Source organism: Tolypothrix sp. PCC 7601 (genome assembly GCF_025677855.1).
Classification (GTDB): Bacteria; Cyanobacteriota; Cyanobacteriia; order Cyanobacteriales; family Nostocaceae; genus Aulosira; species Aulosira diplosiphon.
In genome coordinates, this window is record NZ_CP064879.1 from 5437850 (window position 1) to 5463334 (window position 25485).

Sequence of the window (25485 nt, forward strand, 5' to 3'; positions counted from 1 at the left end):
TATCAATTAATCAACTGAATTTTCTGGAAAATCTATGGATAGTTTGATTCATGAATCACTAATTTATCAAAAAAAGAAACCTGGGTATGTTAAAAACATATTTTTAATATTATTTGCCTTCGCCAGCGCTTTTTATCCTCGGATTATTAATGCAGCTGGTGCCCCATCAATTATAAATTTTGTTCATTTTCTAATTGTTCCTGTTGTTTTTCTAATTGTCATAACCAGTACTTCTACAAGAAATCGGGTACAGATAAAGTTTTCTAGGGAAATTCTTGCTGGATTATTGGTATTATTAGGCGTAATGGTAGCCAGTGCACTATTAAATCGTGCAGGTTTTATTAATGTAATATTAGATTTTATATTACTGACTGAGCCTTTTATGCTATTGCTAGCGATATCATGTCTGCCTCTATCAATAGCCAGTTGGAAAAAATTAAGGTCTTTTACTTTAGTTTCTGCAGTTATTAATATAGTTTTAGCGATCGCGCAATATTTCCTGCTGATTACAGGGATCATGAAATATTCTAGATATTCATTATTAGATAACGTACAGGGTGTATTCTACTTATCGGGAGCCGGGAATTATGTATCTGTTTCAGTTTCAGTAAGCGTTGCTTTATACTATCTTATAAATGCTAAAAGCGCCCCTTTGTGGTGGCGAGTTTTTTGTATATTTGCCTCATTTTATCACTTAGTAGCTTCTGACTCTAAACAAATATTAGTAGTATTTTTTCTGGCTTGGATAATATTGGTGCTAACTAAATTTAATGATTTTCGCAAACTGCTCTTATATTTTGTAGGAGTAGTTATTGTTATTGGAGGTTTCTTTTGGGCAATAGAAAATCTAGATATAGAAGCTTTAGGAGCATTTAAACATTGGGCAAATAGAACATCACTTTACATTCCTCCCGATGGAGAAGGTTATCAGGCTAAGATTGCAGGTATTCGCATGATATCTGGTTATTTTCGCTCTCCTTTGAATTGGTTGATCGGTTTAGGCCCTGGTCATACTGTGAGCAGACTAGGAGGATGGGTATTCCGGGATTATGCAACGATGCTTGCTCCGTTAGGTGTTACCACTCATCCTGTAACCGAAGAAATTTGGGCTTATGTCAACTCTAACTGGTTGATTCTGGAATCTTCTCTGTTTATCCCTCTTTTCAGCTGGGCTGGTATTTGGGGCGATTTAGGCTTTGTGGGTTTACTTACCTATCTGTATTTGGGATATATCGTTTGGAGTCGTATGTGTCGTGACGATTTAAGCAAACTGCTAATGCTGACTTTGTTCATTTACGGACTGATCATTACTCAGATGGAGGAACCAGGCCAAACAATGATTGTAGCTATTTTGATTGGTTTGCAATGGCATCAGCGACAAATGAGCAGGCAATCGCTTGATCCTCTAGCACAACTAGAAGCTAATGAAACCAGTAGCTAATTTTATACTAATTTCATGAATATTGGCAGTATATTCACTATGTTTCCATAAAGCAAAGCAAATAATCTTAAATTTTTTTGCTCAAAGTACTTGACACTAACCCAGCAGTAGCTGCTATATTATCTAAAGTGCAATCTTGCATTGGGGCGTAGCCAAGTGGTAAGGCAGCGGGTTTTGGTCCCGCCATCCCTAGGTTCGAATCCTAGCGCCCCAGTTAAACAGTTATTCTAAAAATAAGAACCAAAAGTTTTGTAGGGCTTCCACAGTGTACTCAAAATACCACTGTACACTGAATTTTTTTATTTATTTTTATGAAGCAAGGCAAGCGATCGCTGCTTTGCAAGCAACCTTCATATTGAGCCTGAGCAGAACTAAGTCAACAGTAAATCCTGTTAGATACTTGTACTTCTACCTCTTGATTGGAACTGAACTTACCTGCTCCACAGTCTTTTTAGGAGACTTTGAAAACAGTATTGAAAATAACTTTAATATATTTCAAGTAGAAAAAGGAAGATTTTGCGAGTAAATATACTTGCAAAATCTAAGTAATAAGGTATATTTCAAGAGTGATTTTACCGTATTTATACTAGAAAAACCGACCTATGTTAAGAAAATTCTACTTAATCTTTTAAATAATTTCACCAATTCTTCTTGCGTAATGCTACTGTAGTTAAAGTATATGTATTCAAGTTTATTTGAGCTTTATATCAAGTCGTCAAAGCTAAATCTTTCCTCATACGTAGTTCTTGCGTATTAAATATTACTACATTTATTAATGGTATTATCTAAGTAGTCAATCAATTCAATTGATTTACGTGGGTGCAGAAACAAAAAAGCTTACTTCGGAGCAATCTAACTACCTATCCAAGATTGAATCGAAGAATTCACCTGTTAAAGGAATATAAGTAGTTTAGTTGACAAATGCTATGCTGAAGTCGGAAAAATATTCTCACCCCTTGTCACAATCAAACTTTACCCAGTTAAACGATGAAGAAGGTGGATTAAACCTGGGTCAAGTTGGCGCAGTTTTGCGTCGTAGACTATTGTTAATCGGTGGTACAACAGCCTTAGTAGCAACAGCAGCAGTACTTAAGGCGGAAACCGATCCCCCAATTTATCAAGGCACTTTTGATATTCTTACCAAACCAGTGACTGGTGAGGATAAGGTAACGGCTAATGTTCCTCAATCTATAAGTAGTCAAGACAAAGTAGCACCTCCTGAGTCAACAAAGGAAGTTCAGACAACGATCGCAGTTTTACAGAGTCCTAAGGTGTTGAATCCGATTGTGGAAAAGCTGCAGGAGCAATACCCAGGAATCACATATGACTTGCTGGTCTATTACTTGACTATCTCATCTAAAAAGCCAAATATCATCAGCATCGAATATCAGAACTCAGATCAACAACTAGTGACTGATGTGTTAAAGCTACTTGCTGATGCTTATCTGCAATATAGTTTGCAGGAACGGCAATCAGATGTGGAAGTGGCTATTCAGTTTGTGGATAGACAAAAACAGCCATTAGAGAAGAGTTTAAAATACTGGCAAGAGCAATTGCGAAATTTGCGGTTGGACAATAATTTGATTGAACCTGCCCAGAAAGCTCAAGAATTGTCTGGGCAATTGACAGTTTTCCGACAACAGCGAATAGAGAATCGAGTCCAGCTAGAACAAATGATAGCTAAGTATGAAGACTTACAACGAGAATTAGCCCAAGAACCTGGCGAAAGGGCTGGTAATTCGTTGTTAAGTGATAATGCTCGTTACCAAAAGATTCTCGATCAGATCCAAGCAGCAGATATTGCGATTAAACAACAGTCAGCCGTGTTTACAGATGAAAACCCGGCAATGATTACTTTAAAACAAAAGAAAGAATCATTACTGCCATTGCTAGCGCAAGAAGAGGCGCGGGTACAAAAGGACTTTCAAAGCCGCATTCAGGAACTTTCAGCGCGCGATCGCTCCCTTGATGAAAAAATCAATAATATTTACAGTGAAATTAGAAAGTTGGCAACTATCAGCCGTAATTATGACAATATCCAAAGAGAATTACAAATTGCCAACGAAGCTCTGACTCAATTTACAAGTAAGCAACAAGCTTTGCAAATTGAAAAAGCGCAAAAGCAACAACCTTGGGTACTGCTAGATCCGCAACTCTCTAAAGTCAATGAACCTTTGGCAATCTCAGACAGCGCAAAGAAAAATTTAGCTTTGGGTGGTTTGTTGGGTTTAATCTTGGGTGTAGGAACAGCTTTAGTTGTAGATAAACTCAGTAATATTTTCTACTCTTCTCAAGAACTCAAAGATGCTACCAGGTTGCCATTACTAGGAATAGTTCCTTTAAGAAAAGAACTAGAAGCAGGGACGAAAGACGGTCTCTCCAGAGGTGGGCAAAATACAGAAGGATCTTCTTTCTTTGAAGTTTTCCGCTCGCTTTACACGAATATTTTGCTGTTGGGTTCGGATACACCAATTCGCTCACTCGTCATTAGTTCAGCTGGACAAGGAGATGGTAAGTCTACAATTGCGACGCAGCTAGCACAAGCAGCAGCAGCAATGGGACAACGAGTATTACTTGTGGATGCTAATTTGCGTGCGCCTAGTCTACACAATCGAGTTGGACTCATGAATATTCAGGGTTTGACTGATGTCATATCCCAAGATTTAGACTGGCACAATGTGATTGAGCCATCTCCTCAAGAAGATAATATGTTTGTGATGCCAGCAGGGCCGATTCCGCCAGACTCGATGAGGTTGCTTGCGTCTCAAAAAATGCAGAATTTGATGGAGGAATTGCAAGTTAGTTTTGACTTAGTAATTTATGACACACCTCCACTTTTAGGATTTGGAGATGCTTACTTATTAGCAGCCAATACTGATGGGCTTGTACTAGTTGCAGGTTTAGGTAAGCTCAAACGTACTGCACTACAGCAAGCATTAGAACAGATTCAAATTTCTGGCACTCCGCTATTAGGGATGATCGCTAATAAGTCTAAAGATGCTGCGCCTGTTTCTTATCAGTACTATCAACAATATTACAGACAAAGCATGAGTGGTGAGAAAGTTAGTGTGGAGAAAGTCTCAACCAGTGCTAACTCTGCCAATGTCTCTTCTAACATCAATAAAGCTAACCGCAGTTAAAAGAGAAATGTGGGTAATTGTTATTCATGGTTAATTAACTTAGCTACTGATTAACAATTACCACAATACTGTTAAGTACTATCTACTATTGGTCGGGTGATTTTAAAGCCTGATCTAGAACTTCTCTTGCTTGTTCGGCTTTAGTTCTAGCTTCGTGGAACCGGAGATTAACTTGGGCAAAATTCTTGAGAACTTTGAATCCTTCTTTCAGGCGGGTAATTTCTTCTTCAGTAACTGAGTCATCTGAGAACAGAACATCAACCGCCTTGCGGATTTCTATGGCTTCATTGCGTGATTCTTGAACTTTTAGCTTAAGTGTGGCTAAGTTGCTGAGAATCTGGACAGCTTGAGTAATAGCATCTTCACCACTAGCGGTATCAGATGCTGTCTCTTTAACTTCAATTAATTGTTGCGGGCCAAATCCTTCTTCTAGTTCTGTGGGTAGCTTACCTGCATCCATCAGTTCTATCAGTTGATCCATTGCTTTCTCACGGGCTTTGGCTGAGTCTTTGCCAGAAACAGTGAGGATAATTTCTGGACTTTGAGCGAGAGTATACTGAACCATATGACGAGCAGAAAATTTGCTGTTTAACCAAGCCGAGGAAGATAATTCTAACATGAATAGAATGGCCACTAAAACCGCAAATTTGCAAAAATCGGGAATTGGTTTGCAGGTGAATCTTGAATTGGCGATCGCACTCCCCAGACACCCCAAATAAAACTTTATACTTGAAGAAAGATAGTAAAGATATTTAACAGGAGGGGAGAGCAATGACTCCCAATCCCACCATTATGCAGGCTGTGGAACAACTGGGTTATCGCGTCACAGTTGGTGATGTCGCTACCCAGGCAGGATTAAATATTGCACAGGCTGGACAAGGGTTATTAGCTTTAGCATCTGATGCTGGCGGACATTTGCAAGTAGCAGAATCAGGTGACATTGTTTATCTATTTCCCAAAAATTTTCGCGCAGTTTTACGCAACAAATATTTGCAGTTACGCCTTCAAGAATGGTGGCAAAAGATTTGGGGCGCTCTATTTTACTTAGTGAGGATTTCTTTTGGGATTTTCTTAATTGTTTCTATCGTCCTAATTATTATTAGCATCTTCTTAATTCAAAGTTCTCTTAACTCAGATCGTGATAGCAACAATAGAAGTAGTTATTCCGGCGGTGGAGGCTTCTTCTTTTTTCCTGATTTATTTTGGTATTTAAGCCCCAATTATCATACTGAATATCAGCAACGACGACGGGAAAGAAACCAGAGTAGTAATCTAAATTTTTTGGAGGCGGTGTTTTCCTTTTTGTTTGGTGATGGTAATCCTAACGCCAACTTAGAAGAACGCCGTTGGCAAGAAATTGCGGCTGTGATTCGCAATCATCGTGGCGCAGTAGTAGCAGAACAAATTGCTCCTTATTTGGATAATCTGGGTGAGAAATATCAACAAGAGTACGAAGACTATATGTTACCTGTACTCACAAGATTTAATGGGCAACCAGAGGTAAGTTCAGAAGGGCAAATTGTTTATTACTTCCCAGAGTTACAAGTTAGGGCTAGCAAAAATTATCGTCAATCAATACCTGTGTATTTAGAGGAATCATTGTGGCGTTTTAGTGCCGCAAGTTCTGGACAAATTATGCTTAGTGCTGGGTTAGGCATACTCAATTTTGTGGGAGCCTTAGTACTGGGAAGTTTGTTAAGAGATGGTACAGTTGCAGCGCAATTAGGTGGGTTAGTAGCTTTTGTACAAAGCATTTACTGGCTACTGTTAGCTTATGGAACAGGTTTTTTAGCTCTACCTTTACTGCGTTATTTCTGGATTCAGTGGCGCAATCGCCAAATTAGCGCACGTAACCGTGATCGCCTTTCCCGTGCGAGACTATTAACAGATGTGGATGCCAGTTTACAGCAAAAAATTGACTATGCTCGTCAGTTTGCAGCAGAGAAGGTGATTGGCAAAGAAGATTTGGTGTACTCTAGCGAAACTGATTTACTGGAACAGGAATTTGAGCGTTCTGCACAAATTGATGCGGAATGGCAACGCAGGTTAGATGATACCAAATCAAGTTAAATTACTGATTTTATTCCAATACAGTTCAGATCATTAGTGATTGATTTGTCAGTTGTGGAAACAGCTAGCAAAATTGGGGGATTCTCCCCCAAACCCCCGATTGGGTGACGGTTGCGTCCCCCAAACCCCCTCCAAAATTATTTGTTTTGTTGTCAATTTATTTTCTTAACTGAACTGTATTGGATTTTATTCTGGAGTTATCACCAGTATGACTCTGCTGATAACAATTTGACTGTATAGTGAAAAAACTATGCGATCGCTAATTTGAATTTAGTTGTTGTAGCCGCTGTAAAAACTTGGCAACATCCTTACGCGGTTCGCGATTTAGCTTTAATTCAATCAGAGTGGTTGTAAACGGCCAGAAAAGTCTCACTTTGGATTCCCGTAATAGGTATGAGATATCCATCTGTGCATCCCACTCTCCTTTATTATTCACTCCCAGATAGTCAATTAGCTGTGAACCTGATGATGCAATAACGCGCATCATCAAATTTGGTAAATTCGTTGGTTGCTGCAAATTTTGGGGATTGAGAATCCGATTTAAGTTGACATAAAAACAGCGAAGACTTTTATCCCCACTATATGTATGTACGTTGGCAGCAAAATTATCTATGGCTTGGAAGTTATCATTACCTTGGGTGAATACTTGAATGTGGTAGTCAGGAATGGGATCGTCACGTTCATCTACGGCACGAACGACAAACTGCTGCCACAAATCAATAGTCTTTGGTGAGAGTTTCTCCGTAGTTTTTAGATGCCAATCCTGAATTTTTTGTTCGGGGGTGAATTGCAGTGCTTCACAAACTGCATCCACTAGTTCATCACGGGGATTGCTCATAATTGTCTGGTGATTCAACCCCTCAACTAATACTGTGGGTGCAATACCATCATTTTTAGAACCATCAAAATCGATGCGCTGTTCCTCCTCCTGCTGCTTGGTTAAGTCAAGTGCAATCTTGCGGCTATTTAAACCACAACCCGCCCAGCGCACAGTACCATCAGTTCCGGGATCGCTGACTAATTTGGCTAAACCGCTATAGGGACTGGTACCACAGAAGGTAAATACATAAGGGGTATCATTTTTGTTCCCATAGAATATTTCACTACCAAATAAATCTTTATGTGCCAAATCCCAAGTGAATTTGCTTCCCAGTTCTAAGCCATCCAGGACTAAATCCCCAGCTTCTAGAAAGTCGGGGCCAAACTCTTTGTTTCCTTTAAACATTGCACCTAACCAACTCCGTCCCTTATGGGCTAAGGGAGAACCGAAGGTGGCTGGTGCTAATCCAATCACGTGTTTAAGTCGATTTCGTCGCTTTTGCGAGTATGCAGTTAACCAAGCGCGAATCACCAGCATTCCAGTTGAGTGCACAATCGCATCAAATTCCTGATCTGGGGCTAACCCTCCCTCTATAGATAATGCCCGATCAAAACCTTCGGCAATATCTTTAATTGTGACTTCGTTAGTCAAGGTTACATAGCTACAAACATGGATAGTTGAGACATCATACCCACGCGCTTCTAGCTTTTTTTCCCACACTTTGAAAGATTCACCAGAAGCAGAGTAGCCGTGGATTAAGACAATTGGATTACTGCCCATATACTTTTGTTAGATATTACTTAAACAGGCAAAATCAAGATTCTGAACTTATGCAAGTAGTCCAAAATCTTACTTTTTAGAAATGCTCAAGGCTCACTAAATATTGCTATAGAACTTAAAGGCACATTATCTCAGGTTTAATTTGTAATTAGGCTGAAACTTTGAAAAAATTTGCTTAATGTCACATCTGCTTTGAAAAGGGAATAAAAAGCTGCAAAATAGTTATTTTCTATGCAAGAACGTAAAATTGCGCGTTAAGCTACTGATTATGATCAGGGTATGAAATTTTTGTACCCTTACTTTAGCTTGGGTTGTAGGAATTGAATAATTGATTGTTGAGACTGTTCTGACTGCAGTATTTATCTGTTTGCATCTTTTGTAGCGAAATATTTATGACTATTGCTACGCTATACAGGAGATTTATTTAAAAATACTTGTAATCCCAACTTTAAAGACCTTGCAACACATCAATGATGAATAAGAGCGTACAGATGTGCGCTCTTATTCATATATTTACGCTGGTATAAATACATTATTGAAAACTAGCTATTGCTATCAAGCAGTGTCGCCAAAGAATAATAAATTTAATTATGAGCGTAAGCGATGGTGCTGAGAAGAGCGTTTTCTGCTTGTCGTGAATCTAACCGGGTATGCTGTACGACAATCGGTGCATCTGACTGAATCACGCTTGCAAAATCAGTATCGTGAGGAATTGGTTCTGGATCTTTGAGATCATTAAAGCGAATATGTTTTGTCCGTCGTGCGGGAACAGTGATTTTGTAACCACCTACAGGTTCTCTATCGCTATAGTAAATTGTGATTTCTACATGAGCATCTTGATCCCCAGCATTTAAAATACAGACTGTTTCATGACTAATAAACTGAGGTTCAGGGCCATTACTATAAGCAGGAATATAACCTTCTGCGATCGCCCAGCAATTACGTCCAATTGACTGACTCATTTACTTCTCCTGGTGCTAAAGAGCATAATCTTGCGGTTATCTATTTAAATTACAAGATTAATATGAGCAAAAAGTGACATAAAAAAAGTGGTTCTATATGAAATAGAACCACTCTCAATTTTGTCAAATCCTGATTAACTAGCGGGCCATACCTTGAGCAGAAACCGCATCAATGGGCTTCATGAGGTACAGCTTAACCATATGCCAACCAATTGAGGTGAGAATTGGCAACTTCTGGAAGAATTGCAGGAATTTAGGAGTGTTGGAGTTGGCGTTCCCCGAAGGGGTTGTCGAAGACATCGCATTTAATTTTGCCATCTTCTCAACACATATATCCAAGCGTTGATAAAACTCTGGATTATCAACATCCAGCATCAACGGGAAAACTCTTCCTGCGGTTTCATTGGTCTTTTTGATCACATGGATGTCGTATTCCCGTGCATCCAATCCTAGAGAAGCGTAAAAGTCTTTGCGTTGCAGGTCATTGAGATACATCGTCACAAACACTGACAACAGGAAGAAGCGACTCCATAGCTTCGCCTTCCAGTCATTCAACATTTGCGGTTGAGATTGCATCACGGCATCAAAGAAATCACCATGACGGTTTTCATCCTGACACCAGTTTTCAAAGAACCGGAAAATGGGATAAATCCGGTCTTCGGGATGTGCTTCTAAATGACGATAAATGGTGATATAACGCCAATAACCGATTTTTTCAGAAAGATATGTGGCGTAGAAGATAAATTTCGGTTTAAAGAAGGTATAATCGCGGCTCTTTGTCAAAAACCCTAAATCTAGAGAAAGATTAAAGTCTGACATCGCTTTATTCAAAAAGCCAGCATGACGGGCTTCATCCCGTGACATCAAGTTAAAGCACTCGGCTAAAACTGGGCTTTTATCTTTTAAGCGGCGGCCAAGTTCTTTGTACAGCAAAAACCCGGAAAACTCGGCTGTACAGGAACGCTCTAAAAATTCAACGAATAAACGGCGAGTTTCCCCATCAATATGATCCCAGGATTGTTCAAACTCGGCATCCCGAACAAAATGATGGCGGTTGTAATCAGCACGAAACTCTTCGAGAATGGCTTGTAACTCGTCTTCATTGACGGAGATATCCATCCGCGCCATTTCATCAAAGTCGGTGGTGTAAAACCGGGGTGTTAATAGTGTTTCTTTTGCCGGGACTTTAATCCCTGGACGCAATTCTTCAAAGCCTGGTTTTTTGAGGGAATCTACCATGTTTTGATTTCTCTTCTGTCTTTATTATCTTCAGTACACCAGAAAGCCAACGTCAGACGCTCTCAAGGCGTAACTAGACGACATTGACGCTCTCCCATCTGCAAAAATTTGGGAGATTCTTGAGCAGACATTGCCTAGTTACATTTAGTAGTTATGCTACTAAAATTGGCTAGGTCTTACATATCTTGTCCTACCCGAACCAACTAGGATATTACGTGTTTACCTAGAGTCCTGTTTATGGGTAGCTCTCCAAGCATTTAGGGTTGATCTGGTGAGATTGCTCTCTAACCCTATTTCCTGTATGCCCTACAGTACACTCTATAATTCGTAATTCTTAAATGAGCTTTTCATTACGAATTACGAATTATCAATTACAAATTATATTATTGCTAAATCCTCTAGCTTTTGAGCAAGGGATACAGTACTTATCACTAAGGCTGATAAAGTTCAGTCTATCAAGGTACAGGCTCAAAATTTGTAGATAAAACGTTAAGAGTTGCAACAATAGTTATATATTCTGCGGAATCAGCAATTTGGTATTGGGAGTCAGCTAAGGTCTTTGTACTCTTTTTTGCATCCAGCTTGTGGGCGAAAAGCTAACAACAGACTGAGTATGAAACAAAACAGCGCCACAAAAGCGTCTCAGATTGTAAGCGCGAATCCAAGGGAATCAAAACAACATGAAGGTTGATAATAACACCAATCAAGACCGTCTTCTTGTTTCCTACATCTTGTGTGCTATGGGGTTTTTCGGCTTGGGGGGACTGCACCGGATATACAACGGCAAAATCGGGACGGGTGTGTTGTGGCTGTGTACGTTTGGGCTATTCTACTGTGGGCAGTTCGTCGATTTATTCCTCATCCCTAATATGGTTGACGAATATAGCCTCAAACTGAGGTCAAAAGCGGGTTTATCTCCCTTGGGTGTACCACTGAATCAACCTGCGATCGCTTCTCAAGTTTACCGCCCTACTGGTAACCAACTGATAGTTAAACTGATTGAAGTGGCAGAAAAAAATGGTGGCTATCTCACTGTGACTCAAGGTGTGAAAGGTACAGGAGCTAACTTTGCAGAAGTAGAAGCCGCCCTCAAGGAAATGTATAAATCAGGATACGCCAAAATAGATAACGACCCCAGAACTGGAGCCGTTACCTACCATTTCCATGAACTCTAAAGGTACTAAGTAGGTCGGCGAAATTAAAGATAACTGGCTGAGGCTGTCATTTATCCTACCCTGCGGGAAGCCGCTAAAGCGTCTAGGTCATTGGTGAGCCACTGCGTTGGACGGGTTCCCCGGCTTAAAGCAAGTGGCGACATTGGTAAGGATTTCAAGCCTATTTACGTTTTTTAACATAGTTTGCTTTATTTCCACCGACTTACTTACTAGCATTTTTGTCATTTGTCTCATAACTAATGACAAATGACAAATGACAAATGACAAATGACTAATTTCTACCTAGCCACTTTTGCCCGTTTAAGCGCTGCACTAAACCAAATACTAGTAAGTCCAGAGTGATTTTACGTTCATCTATTAAGAAGGATTCTAGTGTGCTAGGTTTTTTACCTTCATTACAAGAGAATCCTTTTTTCCCTTGAATATCTTCATCGGGGAAATAAAGATTAAACTGGCGCAAACCGTTTTGCCAACTTCCCACAAGTTGGTAGCAGTCCTCGGCTGATTCAAAGCCAGAGATAGGAACTTTCTGTTTAGCAAAAGACAACTGTAAATCAGCAACACCTTGCTGAGTAATTGCCGTTTGTACAGCAGGTAAGTAGTGTTGCTGGATAAACTCTACAAATGGCTTATCTTCAACAGCAGGAGCCTTTTCTTTTTTGGCTGCGGCGGCTTTAGCAGCGGGTTTTTCTTCTCCATCTGCTGTAGCGGCGGGTTTTTCTCCTGCGGCGGCTTTAGCTGGAGGTTTTTCGCGCTTGGGAGGTACAGCAGTTGCTTTGGAATCTGGCTTATTGGCAGTAGGGAGGTCTGTCGCTACTGGTTGGTCAGTGGTGGGAGCTACCTCTCCCGCTTGATTTTGATTGGTTTCGTCTGCCATTGCTCAGGTCAATCCTTTATCTAGCTTTCAGAGCGATCGCTCACCTTATGGTATTAGTTATTTTCATTTTGGCATAGGAGCGTATAGCTATAGCTAGCAAAAATAAATCTCAGCAGTTCTTTTGTAAGAGTCTGTGATTTTATTCAGATAGCAAATTTTTACCATAAAATTTTTCGATACTCACTATAAGCATCTTATGTGACAATGAAAAATCTTTTTAAGCATCTACCAACTAAAAGGGGAAGAGTAAGTAAAAATCAATAAGGGATTCAAATTTGACTTTTGACCCTTGACCCTTGACTCTTAAAAAATCACATATACTAATGTATGCAATTTATTTTCCTCAAATTGAATTCTTAATATCATTTACCAGTTCATCAATTCTAGATTGTGTAGTATTCCAAGAACACACAAAACGGACTCCACCCACACCAATAAATGTATAAAATTGCCAGCGTTTTTCTTTTAAAATTTGAATAGTATGTTCTGGTAGTTTGGCAAACACAGCATTTGCTTCTCGGGGAAACATCATCTCAACGCCATCAATATTGATTAATTTATTTTCTAAATATTCAGCACATTGATTGGCGTGTCGCGCATTCTTCAACCATGCGCCAGTTTCGAGTAAACCTAACCAAGGAGCCGAAATAAATCGCATTTTTGAAGCTAGTTGACCTGCTTGTTTACAGCGATAGTCAAAATCTTCTGCTAAAGCTTTATTGAAGAAAATAATTGCTTCTCCTAAAGCCATGCCATTTTTTGTGCCACAAAAACATAATACATCTACACCACTTTTCCAAGAAATTTCCGCCGGGGTTTTATTCATAGCAGCAACTGCATTAGCAAAACGAGCGCCATCCATGTGAATTTTTAAGTTATACTTGCGCGCAGTTTCTTTAATTGCTGCTAGTTCATCCAAGGAATATAAAGTTCCTACTTCTGTAGCTTGGGTAATACTAATAACTTTTGGCTTAGGATAATGAATGTCAGTGCGCTTAGTTACTAGTGATTCTATAGCCTGTGCTGTTAACTTACCATTTTCGCCTTTAGCTAATAGTAATTTGGAACCATTAGAAGCAAACTCTGGTGCGCCACATTCATCTGTTTCAATGTGGGATGTTTCATGACAAATAACGCTGTGATATGACTGACAAAGTGCAGCTAAAGATAAAGAATTGGCTGCTGTCCCATTAAAAGCAAAAAATACTTCGCAATCAATTTCAAATAACTCACGAAAATAATCTGTTGCTTTTTGCGTCCATTTATCATTTCCATACGCCGGAGCGCTACCCTCATTAGCTTTTAGCATATATTCTAAAGCTTCAGGGCAAATTCCAGAGTTATTATCACTCGCAAACTGTTCTAATTGATTAGACATAATTTATACTTAAGATTTGGAATAATTTGATTAGGCTTTATTACTCAATAAATTAAGAGTGTTCCAAAAAATAAACGATCCAAAACCTGTCATTGCGAGCGAAACGGAGTGTAGCGAAGCAATCTCAGCCCTTGCGATTGCTTCATTCCGCTTCGCTCCATTCGCAATGACAATTGAGCATTTTTTTACTTGGAGTACTCTAATATTTCAATTTCTCAATTTTAATCATTTTTCAAGAATCGTCTATATCTGAAAATAATGTTTCTAAATCTCTACGCGCATTCACTACACGTAAAATTTCCACACCATCATCCACCACTCTATACAAAATGACGTAACCATCAAGCGGAAGACCACGCAACTCCGGCTTAATGTGAGAATAACTACGCCCTATATTGGGAAATTTAGCTAAGTTTTGACATTTTCTATTGAATTCTTGAAAAAGCTTTTCTCCTGCTTCCAGATTGATTGTTAAAAAATAATCTGCAATCTCATTTAAATCTCTGCTTGCAGAAGGAGAGATGATGTAACGGCTCATTCTGCCGCCTCTCGCGCTTTTTGGAATCTTTCAAGTATTTGCATAGTAAATGTCTCACCGTCTAATCCTTCTCCTCTTTCCATTTCAGCAATAGCGACTTCAACTTTTTGGCGAGTTTCTTCTACCCATTGGCTGTACTCAGCATTCAACTTTTCTAGTAATTTCAATGCTGTACCAATTACTTCATCTGCATTTGTAAATCTACCACTAGCAATTTGTGCTTTTATCAATTGCTCATGCTCTGGTTTAAGATTAATAGTCATAGGTTAAATACCTCTACTTAAAGATAATAAGATTATTTTAGATTGTTCTATCCAACTTAATTCCATCACTGGATTTTAACGGATAATTTAATATGTTGTTAGTACATTTAGTCTGAATGCTTATTCACCAAATTTAGAAAATAAATCTGCTAAAACTACATTAGAAAATAAAAATCCTTGGGGATCGGTTAGACGTAATCTTTCATTTATTACCTCTACCCAGCCTTTTATTAAATATGGCTGTAGGAATTTCTGAAGTTCTTCTAGTTTATCTTCGCCAAAATCCGCCGCTAAAGCTGCTAAACTCACGCCTTTAGCCAAGCGTAAGCCTAACATTAAGGTTTCTAATAACACTTCATTTGGTGGTGTGATTTCACAATCAACGACACAACCAGCTTTTACCCATGCGTAATACTCTTTGGTTTTACGTGGACGTGTGAAACGCTTACCTTCAATATAGCTGGCTGCACCCATACCAAAACCATAATAAGGACGATTTTCCCAATAAACCCGATTATGCTGACATTGATGTCCAGGCTGGGCATAATTGGAAATTTCATAATGTTCATAACCTGCATCAGTCAAAGTTTGCTGTGCCATTTGGTACATTTTGACTGTGGTTTCATCTGTGGGTAAAGGATTCGCGCCAGGTTCATAGTATCGGCCAAAGGCTGTACCTGGCTCTATGGTAAGGTCATAAATCGAGATGTGAGTTGGTGCGATCGCCACTGCTTTAGCTAGGGAATCTTGCCATTGCTCTAAAGACTGATGCGGTAAACCAGAAATTAAGTCTAAACTCAATTCGGGAATCTCGACTTTGCGGACTAATTCCACAGCTGCAAAAATATCTGCAATTGAGTGCGATCGCCCAGCGAGTTTTAACAACTCTTCTTGAAATGCTTGTATACCTAAACTGACACGATTCACCCCTAAACTGCGGTACCCTGCTATATGTGCTAAATCAAATGTCCCTGGGTCTATTTCCATAGAAATCTCTGACCCAGGTAAAATGCCAAAATGCTGCTCTAAAGCTGTTAATATCTGCTGTAACTGCTCTATTGATAGCAGCGAGGGTGTTCCACCACCGAAAAAAATTGTCTTTAAAGGTTCACCAAATCTTGGTGCGGTAGGAATTTCCTGAGTTAGCACTTCTACATATTGAGAAATTGCATTAGATGTTTCCCCGCGCAAGCGATCGCCCACAACAGATATGGGAAAATCACAATAAAAGCACCGCCGTCTGCAAAACGGAATATGCACATAAGCAGAAGTGGGAGTGCTATAAAAATTAACTTTTTGAGGCATTGTAAGAAACAATAAAATTCATCATACTGAGAATGACAAACGATAAAAATTAGTAGTTTATTTACAAGTATTATCGTTTTACAACAAAACAATTAAAAATATGAAGCTAAAACTATTTGGTTATAATATTTGCAGATATTACCTGCTTAAACCCCTAGAGTTAAGTAAACATTTCTAAAGCTATTTGCCTATGAAATAAAAAATACTTACACTTTTTCGGTTAATACAGTTGCAGGAAAACCACAAGATCATGCTTGATGCCATTATTATTCTCTCATTCATCCTAGCAGCATCGGGAATTGGGTTCTACAGCATTGAACTACTACCCAATGGCTCGCTAGACCGGGTAACAAATTTAGAAGCCTTGCGCTTAGTGGTTGCCGTCTTTGCTGCAATCATTGGTGGTGCAATTGGGCTAAGTTTCCAAACTACATATCGCCGCCTAGAAGCACAAGTCCGAGAAATGCCTCTAGAAGTAATTTTAACGCGTGCTATTGGTTTGGTGATTGGGTTATTGTTAGCCAACTTAATGCTTGCACCGTTATTTTTATTACCCATTCCCCCAGATTTTAGTTTTATCAAGCCTTTAGTAGCAGTGGTTGGCAGTATTATATTGTCGGTCACTGGTATGAATTTGGCAGATACCCACGGACGCGGCTTATTGCGGTTTATTAATCCCAACACCGTAGAAACGATGGTAGCAGAAGGTACTCTTAAACCTGCTAATACTAAAGTTTTAGATACAAGCTGTATTATTGATGGTCGGATTGAAGCACTGTTAGAAACTGGGTTTCTAGAAGGGCAAATTATCGTACCGCAATTTGTCTTGCAAGAATTGCAACAAGTAGCTGATGCGAGTAAAGACCAAAAACGGGTACGGGGAAGAAGAGGATTAGAAATTCTCAACCGCATTAAAGAAGCTTATCCAGAACGCATCCTGATTAATCCCTCTGATTACGAAGATATTCCCACTGTTGATGCGAAGTTAGTCAGATTCGCTCAAGATATCAACGGCACATTGCTAACTAACGACTACAACTTATCAAAAGTTGCTAGCGTTCAGAAAGTGCCAGTTTTAAATGTCAATGACTTAGTTAACGCTGTCCGTCCCACCTATTTACCTGGCGATAACCTTGATTTGAAAATTCTCAAAGAAGGTAAAGAACCCAGCCAAGGAATCGGCTACCTAGACGATGGCACAATGGTTGTCGTTGAGGAAGGTAGTGGTTATGTAGGTGGTGAACTGCGAGTAGTAGTCACTAGTGCTTTGCAAACTACAGCAGGACGCATGATATTTGCTAAACCACAGGCTTCAGCATTGGCATAAGACAATAGAATGTTTAATCCATCTGAATTGGCGATCGGTGCAGGTTAACTGCACCGATTATTTATTGGATTCATGAGGATAATGTAATCAGCAAAGTTTAAAATTTATTGATTATTGGTAACTGTCTAGGTAGGGGTGTAAGAATTATTTTATTGCAAGAATAATTATGGTAGTTTGCATAAAAGTATTGTCTGACTTTAAGGGCAAAGTTGTTCACGACCATTGGCAACCCTATGCTTCTTCTCACTTACTCAAGAAAGTCAGGCAAAGCGATTGATTATTTTTTTATTTGGAAGTCCTTGAGACGGGTAAGGTAATAATAAATTCTGTAGATTGATCGGGAGTCGAGTGGACGTGAATTGAACCTCCATGTTTTTCCTTGATTACTTGATAGCTAATTGATAGCCCTAAACCTGTTCCTTTACCCACAGGTTTGGTAGTAAAGAAAGGGTCAAATAAACGCGATCGCAATTGTTCTGGAATGCCAATGCCGTTATCCCCGATAATAATCTGCACCTGGTTTTCTTCTGTCTTGGCTGTGCGAATCCAAATTCGATTAGGGTTACTAGTGATCTCCGCGAAACTGCGACCCCGATTGCTCTCTTCCACAGCATCGATCGCATTCACAATCATATTGATAAACACTTGGTTAATTTCTTTAGCGTAGCATTCTACCAATGGTAGCTCACCATACTCCTTAATCACTGCAATTTCTGGACGTTCAGCCTGTGCTTTCAGTCGAACTTGCAACAGCATTAAGGTATTATCAATGCCTTCGTGGAGATTCACAGCTTTGTATTCTGATTCATCCAACCGCGAAAAGTTACGTAATGATAGGACGATTTGGCGAATCCGTTCCGAACCAATTTTCATTGATTTCAAAATGCTATGTAAATCTTCACTTAAGAAGCTAAATTCTAATTCTTCTAGTTCTAATTGTAGCGATGCGGGTGGATGAGGGTAGTGGGATTGATAGGCACTTAATATGTGCAGTAAATCTTGTGTATGTTGATGAATATAATCTAAGTTGCCATGAATAAAATTAATCGGGTTATTAATTTCATGGGCAACTCCTGCTACCAATTGTCCCAACGCTGACATTTTTTCGGATTGAACTAATTGCGTTTGAGTGCGTTGTAGCTTTTGCAAAGTTGTTTCCAGATTTCCCTTCTGTTCACGCAGTTGGTTTTCCATCTGTTTGCGATCGCTAATATCTCTAGCTACGATCACTACTTTGTCTTCACCCATGCAAGCGATATTGCCATCAAACCAAATCTCACGCTCGCCGATTAGTAAACTATATTCAATTTTCTGCGCTTTTTTAGTGGCGATCGCTTGTTGAATGTTCCTCACGAAATAATCAGCCATATCAGGCGGAAAAACTTCATGGGCAGTTTTGCCGATAATTGCGGTAGGAGGTTTGTATAGTAATGGTGCGCTACTAGGAGCAACTTGCAGGTATCTGCCATCTACATCTGTGACAATAATCACATCTTCAATGGCATTGAATAATGCTAATAGTTGCTCGCTTTTTTCTTCCGATTCCTCAGTCCGGGCTGCAACTTTCTGTGCTAAATTGCGTGAATATGCTGTTAATTGGCAATACAACTGAGCATTTTTCAGGGAAATTGCTATTTGGGCATTCAGGAGTGGAATTAATTGTAAGCGATCGCTTGTAAATGCGTTTTGGAGGGACTTATTTTCTAAGTACAGAACGCCAATTAATTTTTCTTGCTGCGTCAGGGGAGTACATAATACCGATTGGGGTTGGTGGGTGGTAAAGTAGCAATCGCCGGCAAATTCCACTGTTTGACTGAAGTTGTCTAACACAGCCATCTGTTGTGTCTGCACTACCGCATCAATTAAAATCTGAGGTATTTCTTGGTATCGCTCAAGGGGTATTTCTAAACTTTGGATCTGTTTGGTATCTCCTTGTGCCACTACTAACCATTGTGTATCTTGGTAAAGAATTAAACAACCAATTTGCGCTCCCATTGATGCGATCGCTATCTGCAAAAAAGTTGTCAATATTTTCTCTAATTCTATTTCTCCTGATAACTGATATAGCTCTGCACTCATTTCATCTTCAGGAATACTTACTAGAGTCATATCCTACTACCCAATTATTGATACTTTCTAGATTTAGTATTCCCAGATATGCAGCAGAGATTTAGTCTAACTTCCCACGGTGGAAATGTACTCAACAGACTTTAAAAGCATCGATAGCCAAAGTGTAAAAATTGCCGCGATGGTGAATCAAGATGTGGGTTTTGATGCAGGCAAGAAATTGCAATTTTACCAAGTAGTGTAGCTTTTATTTAATTTAAGAATTAAACATTAGCTCTCATAAATTTCTAATGGCAAGTTATCCGGGTCTTTAAAGAAAGTAAATTTTTTGCCTGTAATTTCATCAATTCTCATATTCTCAACTTCTATACCTTGCGATTGTAAATCAATCACAGTTTGCTCAATATCATCAACTGCAAATGCTAAATGTCTTAACCCACAAGCTTCAGGCGTGCTAGGTCTTTGCGGAGGATTAGGAAAAGAAAATAATTCAATTTGGCTATTCTCGCCGACTCGTAAATCTAGCTTATAAGAATTGCGGTGTGCGCGAAAAGTTTCTTCAATAATCGTAAATCCTAAAACCTCTACATAAAACTTTTTTGAGCGTTCGTAGTCAGAACAAATGATGGCGATGTGATGAATGCCATTGATTTTCATAAATTACGAATTACGAATTACGAATTACGAATTACAAATTACGAATTACAAATTCTACTCACCCAAGCAATTATTCTTGTAAAACTGTCTTTGAGACAATTCTAGTTTTCTTCCGGTCTGCTTCCGAAAGTTCTTCCCCAGCTTGTAGGCGAGTAGCGGAAGTTTGTAATACTGTGGCTGCGCCTGTATCTCCTATTTGCAGGGCGGTTTTGGCAGCTGTTTGCAACATTGTGGCTGCACCAACGCGATCGCCTTGTTGTAATTTTGCTTCGGCTAATTGAGTTTGGCGATATTTGGCTAATGCCAAAATTGATTGCTGTACCTGGGGATTAACTGTTGGTTGGTAAACTCGCACCACATCTGCATACACAGGTGCGATCGCAGATAGTAAGCCTTGTTTATCTAAGGCTGGATCGTCGTAGCGGATTTGAATTTGCCCGATCTCTTGTCTACCTTCTGGTAACTGACCAAGATAAATATTGGCTAAAACTAACCGTTCTACATCTTGCATTAAGTCTCCCAAGCGCACCGCAAAGCGGCCATCAGCTTCTTGTTGCACTGGTAACTCAATTGTATCTGGGGAAACTTGGGCGATGGGTTTGAGTTCTGCTAGCCGCACATTTGGCATTAAGGACAGTAGCAAATAGGCGTTAGTTAACCCTACAGATTGAATACGTCTAAATAAACGACTAAATTCATCAACTGCTTGTTCTGGATGCTCAATATAAGCTAAAGTCCCACCACCAGCATCGGCAATTTTTTCTAGTAAATCCTGGTTCCAGTTAGTCCCAAATCCCAAAGTATTCAGAGTCAGGTTCAACTTAGCCGCCTTGTGCGCGAGTTCCAGACAGCGTTTGTTGTCATCGGGGCCTAACTCCCACTTCCAAATTTTCAAGCTGCTTTCACCCTGTCCATCTGTGAGTAAAAAAGCCTGGGAAACAGTTCCTTTGGTTCCTTTCATCAGTTCTGTAATTCCCAAGCCTAAACCCTCAGCAATTACCGTCCCACCGCTAGCGTTAAGTTTGCTTTTAATCTGTTTTTTGATGCTGTCTAGGTCTTGGACTTCTTGGTTAGGTACAATCACTTCAGCCGCACCAGCAAAGGCGACTACCGAAATGCGATCGCCAACTTTAAGTTGATCGACTAATCCCTCGACTGCTTGAATCACTGTGTTGATGGGTTTTCCATGCATGGAACCACTTTTATCGAGAATCAAGCATAAATTCAGGGGAAGATAGCGATCATATTCCCCCGCAATCGCAGAAATCGCAATTCCTAGTTGACGCTGGCTACTCGATTGAGCCAGATCGATATTAGTATCACTTAGCGCCGACAGTAATTTTACTTTCATGGGCGGGGTGTATCTTGCAACACGGTTTTGGAGACAATTCTGGTTTTCTTGCGATCGCTTTCAGATAACTCTTGGCCAGCTTGCAATCTGGTGGCGGAAGTTTGCAACACTGTGGCTGCTCCTGTATCTCCCATTTGTAAGGCAGTTTTCGCAGCAGTTTGCAGCATAGTGGCTGCACCAGCGCGATCGCCTTGTTGTAATTTGGCTTCTGCTAACTGAGTTTGGCGATACTTCGCTAATGCCAAGATAGACTGTTGCACTTCAGGATTAGCCGCTGGTTGGTAAACTCTGGTGACATTGGCATAAACTGGGATGTTGGGTGTCAACAAACCCATTTGGTTACTAGCTGGATCGTCATAGCGGACTTGCAAATTGGCGATCGCTTGTTTCCCTTCGGGTAATTGTCCCAGATAAATATTAGCTAAAATTACTCGCTCTGCATCTTTCATCAAGTCTCCCAGGCGCACAGCAAATCTGCCATCGGCTTCTTGTTGAAAGGGTAACTCAATTGTATCGGGGGAAACTTGGGCAATGGGTTTGAGTTCCGCTAGCCGCACATTTGGCATCAGGGAGAATAGTAAATAAGCATTTGTCAAGCCAATTGTTTGAATACGGCTGAACAGACGGCTAAATTCATCTACTACCTGATCGGGTTTTTGAATATAAGAAAGTGTACCTAAACCAGCATCGGCAATTTTTTCTAAAACATCCTGATTCCAGTTGTCACCAAAACCCAAGGTGTTTAAAGTCAAACTATAATTAGCAGCTAATTGGGCAAATTTCAAACAGCGATCGTTATTGCCATGTTCATTCTCACCATCAGTTAACAAAAAGACTTGGGAAACGGTATCTTTTTTGCCCTTTGCCAACTCCTCAATGCCCAAACGCAAACCTTCATCAATTGCTGTGCCACCATCAGCAGTTAGGCGGTTAATTTGTCTTTTAATATATTCTGGATCTTCAATAACTTGATTAGGGATTAGGACTTTAGCCCGGTGATCAAAAACTACAACCGTCAAGCGATCGCCTGGTTTAAGTCTATCAACCAAACGAGTTGCTGCTTGCTTGACAGTTTCTAAAGGTCGCCCATTCATCGAACCACTATGGTCGAGAATTAAGCATAAATTTAGCGGCACATTGCGATCTACAACTTCTGCGATCGCGGAAATGGAAATTGCTAACTGACGCTGACTATTCGTTTGATTGGCATCTAAATTACTATCATTTAGGGTCGGTTGTAAGTTAACTTTCATAACTCAAAGTTCCTAGTTAGGATACAGATATTTATAAATAACTTCAAAGCGTAACATTAGCGCTACGGAAAATAAATAGATTTATAAGCTGTAACGTTTTGAAATGTCAAAAGTCACAGAGACAGGTCTCAAATTTTTTGAGCTTTGATTTTTGACAACCTTAACGAAAAAATATGCAACTTAAAATCGCAGTAGCTTATATTCAGAATATCTTAGAAGCTAAGGATTGGCAGATGCTCACCCCCATGAGCCATTAGCCAGAAATCCACACCTTGAAGATAACTAGCATCACGCTAGTATGTATTACAGTTAACGGCATAATTTCAGGCGCTCAGTTGCTATGGACATTTCCCCCATCAAGGCTGTTCAAGCCCCCTATTACGGCGATAACTCTTACCGGACACCGCCGCCAGATTTACCCTCACTCTTATTAAAGGAGCGAATTGTCTATCTGGGGATGCCACTGGTGCCAGCTGTCACGGAATTGATCGTCGCTCAACTCCTTTATTTACAGTCTGACGACCCAGACAAGCCGATTAAAATTTATATCAACTCCACCGGTACATCCGGTTATAGTGGCGATCCCATTGGCTTTGAAACCGAAGCCTTTGCCATTTATGACACCATGAAATACATCAAGCCACCCATCCATACTATTTGCATCGGTTCCGCAATGGGTATGGCAGCGATGTTACTTGGTGCTGGTACAAAAGGTTGCCGCGCTAGTTTACCCAACGCCACCATTATCCTGCATCAGCCCAAGAGCTACGCCCAAGGACAAGCAACGGATATTCAAATTCGGGCGAAGGAAGTTTTGGCAAACAAGGCTTCGATGGTTGACATCATACATCGCACCACCGGACAACCCCCAGAAAAAATTACCAAAGATATGGATCGCCTCTTCTACATGACTCCTTATCAAGCCAAGGAATATGGTTTGATTGACCGAGTCTTTGAAAAAGAAGAACTGGCAAATCCACCTCTACCTGCAAGCATTCTTTAATTTGTCATTTGTTATTTGTCCTTTGTCCTTTGTCTAAAAACTCATGACGAATGACGAATGACTAATGACTAAATACTTAAATTACAAACGGAGTAGCGAAAATGCCTATAGGTGTTCCTAAAGTTCCTTACCGGATGCCCGGCGGTCAGTTTACTGATTGGATTAGTATCTACGATCGCCTGTACCGGGAAAGAATTATTTTCTTGGGGCGTGACATTGATGACGAAATAGCCAACCAAATTATTGCCGTTATGCTATACCTGGATTCCGAAGATCCAGGTAAAGATATTTATTTGTACATCAATTCCCCTGGTGGTATGGTCACCTCAGGCTTGGCGATATATGATACCATGCAACACATCAAATCTGATGTGGTAACAATTTGCGTCGGTTTAGCCGCTTCTATGGGTTCTTTCCTATTGGCAGCGGGAACCAAGGGCAAACGCATGGCATTGCCTCATTCACGGATTATGATTCACCAACCTTCTGGTGGTACCCGTGGACAAGCAACTGATATCGAAATTGAAGCTAGAGAGATTCTGCGGATTCGTAACCAGCTCAATCAGATTTATGCCAACAACACAGGTCAGACTCTAGCCAAAATTGAAAAAGACATGGATCGTGACTTTTTTATGTCTGCCGCCGAAGCGAAAGAATACGGTTTAATTGACCGCGTGATTGAAGAACGTCCGTAAGAGGTAGGGGCAGGGGGCAGGGGGATGAGGGAGATGAGGGGGATAAGGAGAAATTACTATTACTAATTACCCAATCCCCAATCCCCTATGCCCCATGCCCCATGCCCCATGCCCCATGCCCCATACCCAAGACAAATTGTTAAAACTGAACTTACACTTAGAAAATTACTTTTTATTATTAAAAACTCAACTTAAAGCTTTTTGCTTTAAGCTGAATATTCGCTAGCTCATAGCTCAAGATGGATCTTGGAGATTGCTACCGTTTATTGGGTTTAAGAACAGGAGCCTCTTTTGCCGACATCAAAACGTCTTATAGACGATTGGCGCAGCAATATCATCCTGATATCAACCCAGATGACAACCAAGCTAAAGAAAAGTTTATTGCCTTAACCGAGGCTTACAAATTCCTGTTGACGGTAGTAATACCAGAAGACACTTTTGGCGAAAAGTCGAGTCAACAGCCAGTATCTAAGGCTGAGGCAACAAAGACAGCTTCTCAGCCGCAAGAGAAAGCCACTGCTACTTCGGTAAAAACGCCAAAGCCACCGACTACACCAAAGCCGCCCAGCGTGACTGCCATAGAACAACGGCTAAAATGGAAGACTTATGAGCAGTTGCAGCGCTTTTTAAAAGAAAAAAGATTTCCTCAAGCGATCGCACTCGCAGAGGCTTTAGCAGATCGTTTACCAGATGATGCAGAAGTTCGCCAGTGGCAAGCGATAGCTTATCAACTTTGGGGAAGAGTGCTAATTGATCAACACCAAGTGTTAAAGGCCAGAATTTATCTGAAAAAAGCTTTAAAAACTGACCCCAACAATAAAGCTTTGTGGAATGAGGTGCAACGCGATTTCCAGCGCTTAGATCAGATTTTTTAAGATATTAGGGTAGGCAATAGCAAAAAAAATCAATTATCTACTATCTTTATATAGGAATCCGCTTTGATTCCTGAAATTATTTGCGTAGGGAGGGAACAGGGAACAGGGAAGAAGAAATAAAAGTGTACTTAGGTTTTTTCAAAAATCAAATATGAGTCCTATATTATTAGTGATGCGTTAGGCAAAATGCTTAACGCATCATACTTTTTGCAATTATTAGAGTGATATTTATAACTATAAAATCTGATTTTTTCAGATTTTATATAAAT

At 40.0% G+C, this 25485-nt stretch carries 21 protein-coding genes and 1 tRNA gene; 9 read left to right on the plus strand and 13 right to left on the minus strand.

Translation table 11 applies throughout. The features are described 5' to 3' along the window. The first annotated feature begins 34 nt into the window (after positions 1–34). The 3 genes from HG267_RS22365 to HG267_RS22375 all read left to right on the plus strand — a co-directional run bounded on the left by HG267_RS22365 (position 35) and on the right by HG267_RS22375 (position 4581). Positions 35–1441, plus strand: a complete 1407-nt coding sequence (locus tag HG267_RS22365; RefSeq protein WP_045868044.1) for a hypothetical protein — start codon at positions 35–37, stop codon at positions 1439–1441. Between the two features lie 142 nt (positions 1442–1583). After that, a tRNA-Gln gene (locus tag HG267_RS22370) sits at positions 1584–1655 on the plus strand. Positions 1656–2367: 712 nt separating this feature from the next. Then, positions 2368–4581 (plus strand): GumC family protein, encoded by a 2214-nt coding sequence (locus tag HG267_RS22375; protein WP_096621913.1) that lies wholly within the window; start codon positions 2368–2370, stop codon positions 4579–4581. Positions 4582–4666: 85 nt separating this feature from the next. Here the strand turns inward: HG267_RS22375 and HG267_RS22380 are convergent, their stop codons facing one another. Next, positions 4667–5146, minus strand: coding sequence for a hypothetical protein (locus HG267_RS22380; protein WP_045868867.1), 480 nt, complete (start codon positions 5144–5146; stop codon positions 4667–4669). Positions 5147–5352: 206 nt separating this feature from the next. Between HG267_RS22380 and HG267_RS22385 the strand changes: the two genes are divergently transcribed. After that, positions 5353–6651, plus strand: coding sequence for a hypothetical protein (locus tag HG267_RS22385; protein WP_045868046.1), 1299 nt, complete (start codon positions 5353–5355; stop codon positions 6649–6651). Between the two features lie 259 nt (positions 6652–6910). Here the strand turns inward: HG267_RS22385 and HG267_RS22390 are convergent, their stop codons facing one another. The 3 genes from HG267_RS22390 to acsF form a co-directional block, all read right to left on the minus strand. Further along, positions 6911–8251, minus strand: a complete 1341-nt coding sequence (locus HG267_RS22390; RefSeq protein WP_045868047.1) for an esterase/lipase family protein — start codon at positions 8249–8251, stop codon at positions 6911–6913. Between the two features lie 584 nt (positions 8252–8835). After that, the gene (locus HG267_RS22395; RefSeq protein ID WP_045868048.1) at positions 8836–9213 is read right to left on the minus strand and encodes a sensory rhodopsin transducer; all 378 of its coding nucleotides are present in this window, start codon (positions 9211–9213) and stop codon (positions 8836–8838) included. 138 nt (positions 9214–9351) lie between these two features. Beyond that, a complete protein-coding gene (acsF, locus tag HG267_RS22400; protein WP_045868049.1) occupies positions 9352–10452 on the minus strand; it encodes a magnesium-protoporphyrin IX monomethyl ester (oxidative) cyclase in 1101 nt (366 codons plus the stop codon). Positions 10453–11132: 680 nt separating this feature from the next. Here acsF and HG267_RS22405 point away from each other — a divergent pair. Next, the gene (locus tag HG267_RS22405) at positions 11133–11627 is read left to right on the plus strand and encodes a TM2 domain-containing protein (RefSeq protein ID WP_045868050.1); all 495 of its coding nucleotides are present in this window, start codon (positions 11133–11135) and stop codon (positions 11625–11627) included. A gap of 271 nt (positions 11628–11898) precedes the next feature. On the opposite strand, the gene HG267_RS22410 is transcribed toward HG267_RS22405, so the two are convergent. The 5 genes from HG267_RS22410 to hemW form a co-directional block, all read right to left on the minus strand. Next, positions 11899–12504, minus strand: a complete 606-nt coding sequence (locus tag HG267_RS22410) for a DUF2996 domain-containing protein (RefSeq protein WP_045868051.1) — start codon at positions 12502–12504, stop codon at positions 11899–11901. Positions 12505–12847: 343 nt separating this feature from the next. Beyond that, a complete protein-coding gene (locus HG267_RS22415) occupies positions 12848–13882 on the minus strand; it encodes a low specificity L-threonine aldolase (RefSeq protein ID WP_045868052.1) in 1035 nt (344 codons plus the stop codon). Between the two features lie 232 nt (positions 13883–14114). Next, positions 14115–14420 (minus strand): type II toxin-antitoxin system RelE/ParE family toxin, encoded by a 306-nt coding sequence (locus tag HG267_RS22420; protein ID WP_045868053.1) that lies wholly within the window; start codon positions 14418–14420, stop codon positions 14115–14117. Then, entirely contained in the window at positions 14417–14683 is a 267-nt protein-coding gene (locus tag HG267_RS22425) for a type II toxin-antitoxin system ParD family antitoxin (RefSeq protein ID WP_045868054.1), read from the minus strand. The genes HG267_RS22420 and HG267_RS22425 overlap by 4 nt, the downstream gene beginning before the upstream one ends. 120 nt (positions 14684–14803) lie before the next feature. Then, a complete protein-coding gene (gene hemW / locus HG267_RS22430; protein WP_045868055.1) occupies positions 14804–15988 on the minus strand; it encodes a radical SAM family heme chaperone HemW in 1185 nt (394 codons plus the stop codon). 250 nt (positions 15989–16238) lie between these two features. Here hemW and HG267_RS22435 point away from each other — a divergent pair, with 250 nt between their 5' ends. Beyond that, positions 16239–17315 carry a PIN/TRAM domain-containing protein gene (locus tag HG267_RS22435; protein ID WP_045868056.1) on the plus strand — a complete coding sequence of 359 codons (1077 nt, stop codon included), beginning with the start codon at positions 16239–16241 and terminating at the stop codon, positions 17313–17315. Between the two features lie 285 nt (positions 17316–17600). Here HG267_RS22435 and HG267_RS22440 read toward each other — a convergent pair whose 3' ends face one another. From HG267_RS22440 to HG267_RS22455, 4 genes are all read right to left on the minus strand, one after another. Then, complete coding sequence (locus HG267_RS22440; RefSeq protein ID WP_063749808.1) at positions 17601–19424, minus strand: ATP-binding protein; 1824 nt, start codon at positions 19422–19424, stop codon at positions 17601–17603. A gap of 228 nt (positions 19425–19652) precedes the next feature. Next, complete coding sequence (locus HG267_RS22445) at positions 19653–20039, minus strand: VOC family protein (protein ID WP_045868057.1); 387 nt, start codon at positions 20037–20039, stop codon at positions 19653–19655. A gap of 70 nt (positions 20040–20109) precedes the next feature. Further along, a complete protein-coding gene (locus HG267_RS22450; protein ID WP_045868058.1) occupies positions 20110–21390 on the minus strand; it encodes a vWA domain-containing protein in 1281 nt (426 codons plus the stop codon). Then, entirely contained in the window at positions 21387–22643 is a 1257-nt protein-coding gene (locus tag HG267_RS22455) for a vWA domain-containing protein (protein WP_045868059.1), read from the minus strand. The genes HG267_RS22450 and HG267_RS22455 overlap by 4 nt, the downstream gene beginning before the upstream one ends. 340 nt (positions 22644–22983) lie before the next feature. On the opposite strand from HG267_RS22455, the gene HG267_RS22460 reads away from it, so the two are divergent. The 3 genes from HG267_RS22460 to HG267_RS22470 all read left to right on the plus strand — a co-directional run bounded on the left by HG267_RS22460 (position 22984) and on the right by HG267_RS22470 (position 25216). After that, positions 22984–23646: an ATP-dependent Clp protease proteolytic subunit gene (locus tag HG267_RS22460; RefSeq protein ID WP_045868060.1), complete on the plus strand. Its 663-nt coding sequence runs from the start codon at positions 22984–22986 to the stop codon at positions 23644–23646. A gap of 101 nt (positions 23647–23747) precedes the next feature. Further along, entirely contained in the window at positions 23748–24341 is a 594-nt protein-coding gene (locus HG267_RS22465) for an ATP-dependent Clp protease proteolytic subunit (RefSeq protein WP_045868061.1), read from the plus strand. A gap of 239 nt (positions 24342–24580) precedes the next feature. Then, positions 24581–25216: a J domain-containing protein gene (locus tag HG267_RS22470; protein WP_045868062.1), complete on the plus strand. Its 636-nt coding sequence runs from the start codon at positions 24581–24583 to the stop codon at positions 25214–25216. The last annotated feature ends 269 nt before the right edge of the window (positions 25217–25485 follow it).

What these genes read in the sequence shown, in the direction of transcription:
- HG267_RS22440 (WP_063749808.1), bottom strand. Translation starts at nt 19,424, where the DNA reads ATGACTCTAGTAAGTATTCCTGAAGATGAAATGAGTGCAGAGCTATAT.
- HG267_RS22465 (WP_045868061.1), top strand. Translation starts at nt 23,748, where the DNA reads ATGCCTATAGGTGTTCCTAAAGTTCCTTACCGGATGCCCGGCGGTCAG.
- HG267_RS22395 (WP_045868048.1), bottom strand. Translation starts at nt 9,213, where the DNA reads ATGAGTCAGTCAATTGGACGTAATTGCTGGGCGATCGCAGAAGGTTAT.
- acsF (WP_045868049.1), bottom strand. Translation starts at nt 10,452, where the DNA reads ATGGTAGATTCCCTCAAAAAACCAGGCTTTGAAGAATTGCGTCCAGGG.
- HG267_RS22435 (WP_045868056.1), top strand. Translation starts at nt 16,239, where the DNA reads ATGCTTGATGCCATTATTATTCTCTCATTCATCCTAGCAGCATCGGGA.
- HG267_RS22410 (WP_045868051.1), bottom strand. Translation starts at nt 12,504, where the DNA reads ATGGCAGACGAAACCAATCAAAATCAAGCGGGAGAGGTAGCTCCCACC.
- HG267_RS22380 (WP_045868867.1), bottom strand. Translation starts at nt 5,146, where the DNA reads ATGGTTCAGTATACTCTCGCTCAAAGTCCAGAAATTATCCTCACTGTT.
- HG267_RS22385 (WP_045868046.1), top strand. Translation starts at nt 5,353, where the DNA reads ATGACTCCCAATCCCACCATTATGCAGGCTGTGGAACAACTGGGTTAT.
- HG267_RS22405 (WP_045868050.1), top strand. Translation starts at nt 11,133, where the DNA reads ATGAAGGTTGATAATAACACCAATCAAGACCGTCTTCTTGTTTCCTAC.
- HG267_RS22425 (WP_045868054.1), bottom strand. Translation starts at nt 14,683, where the DNA reads ATGACTATTAATCTTAAACCAGAGCATGAGCAATTGATAAAAGCACAA.
- HG267_RS22375 (WP_096621913.1), top strand. Translation starts at nt 2,368, where the DNA reads ATGCTGAAGTCGGAAAAATATTCTCACCCCTTGTCACAATCAAACTTT.
- HG267_RS22390 (WP_045868047.1), bottom strand. Translation starts at nt 8,251, where the DNA reads ATGGGCAGTAATCCAATTGTCTTAATCCACGGCTACTCTGCTTCTGGT.
- HG267_RS22420 (WP_045868053.1), bottom strand. Translation starts at nt 14,420, where the DNA reads ATGAGCCGTTACATCATCTCTCCTTCTGCAAGCAGAGATTTAAATGAG.
- HG267_RS22415 (WP_045868052.1), bottom strand. Translation starts at nt 13,882, where the DNA reads ATGTCTAATCAATTAGAACAGTTTGCGAGTGATAATAACTCTGGAATT.
- HG267_RS22365 (WP_045868044.1), top strand. Translation starts at nt 35, where the DNA reads ATGGATAGTTTGATTCATGAATCACTAATTTATCAAAAAAAGAAACCT.
- HG267_RS22455 (WP_045868059.1), bottom strand. Translation starts at nt 22,643, where the DNA reads ATGAAAGTTAACTTACAACCGACCCTAAATGATAGTAATTTAGATGCC.
- HG267_RS22470 (WP_045868062.1), top strand. Translation starts at nt 24,581, where the DNA reads ATGGATCTTGGAGATTGCTACCGTTTATTGGGTTTAAGAACAGGAGCC.
- HG267_RS22445 (WP_045868057.1), bottom strand. Translation starts at nt 20,039, where the DNA reads ATGAAAATCAATGGCATTCATCACATCGCCATCATTTGTTCTGACTAC.
- HG267_RS22450 (WP_045868058.1), bottom strand. Translation starts at nt 21,390, where the DNA reads ATGAAAGTAAAATTACTGTCGGCGCTAAGTGATACTAATATCGATCTG.
- HG267_RS22460 (WP_045868060.1), top strand. Translation starts at nt 22,984, where the DNA reads ATGGACATTTCCCCCATCAAGGCTGTTCAAGCCCCCTATTACGGCGAT.
- hemW (WP_045868055.1), bottom strand. Translation starts at nt 15,988, where the DNA reads ATGCCTCAAAAAGTTAATTTTTATAGCACTCCCACTTCTGCTTATGTG.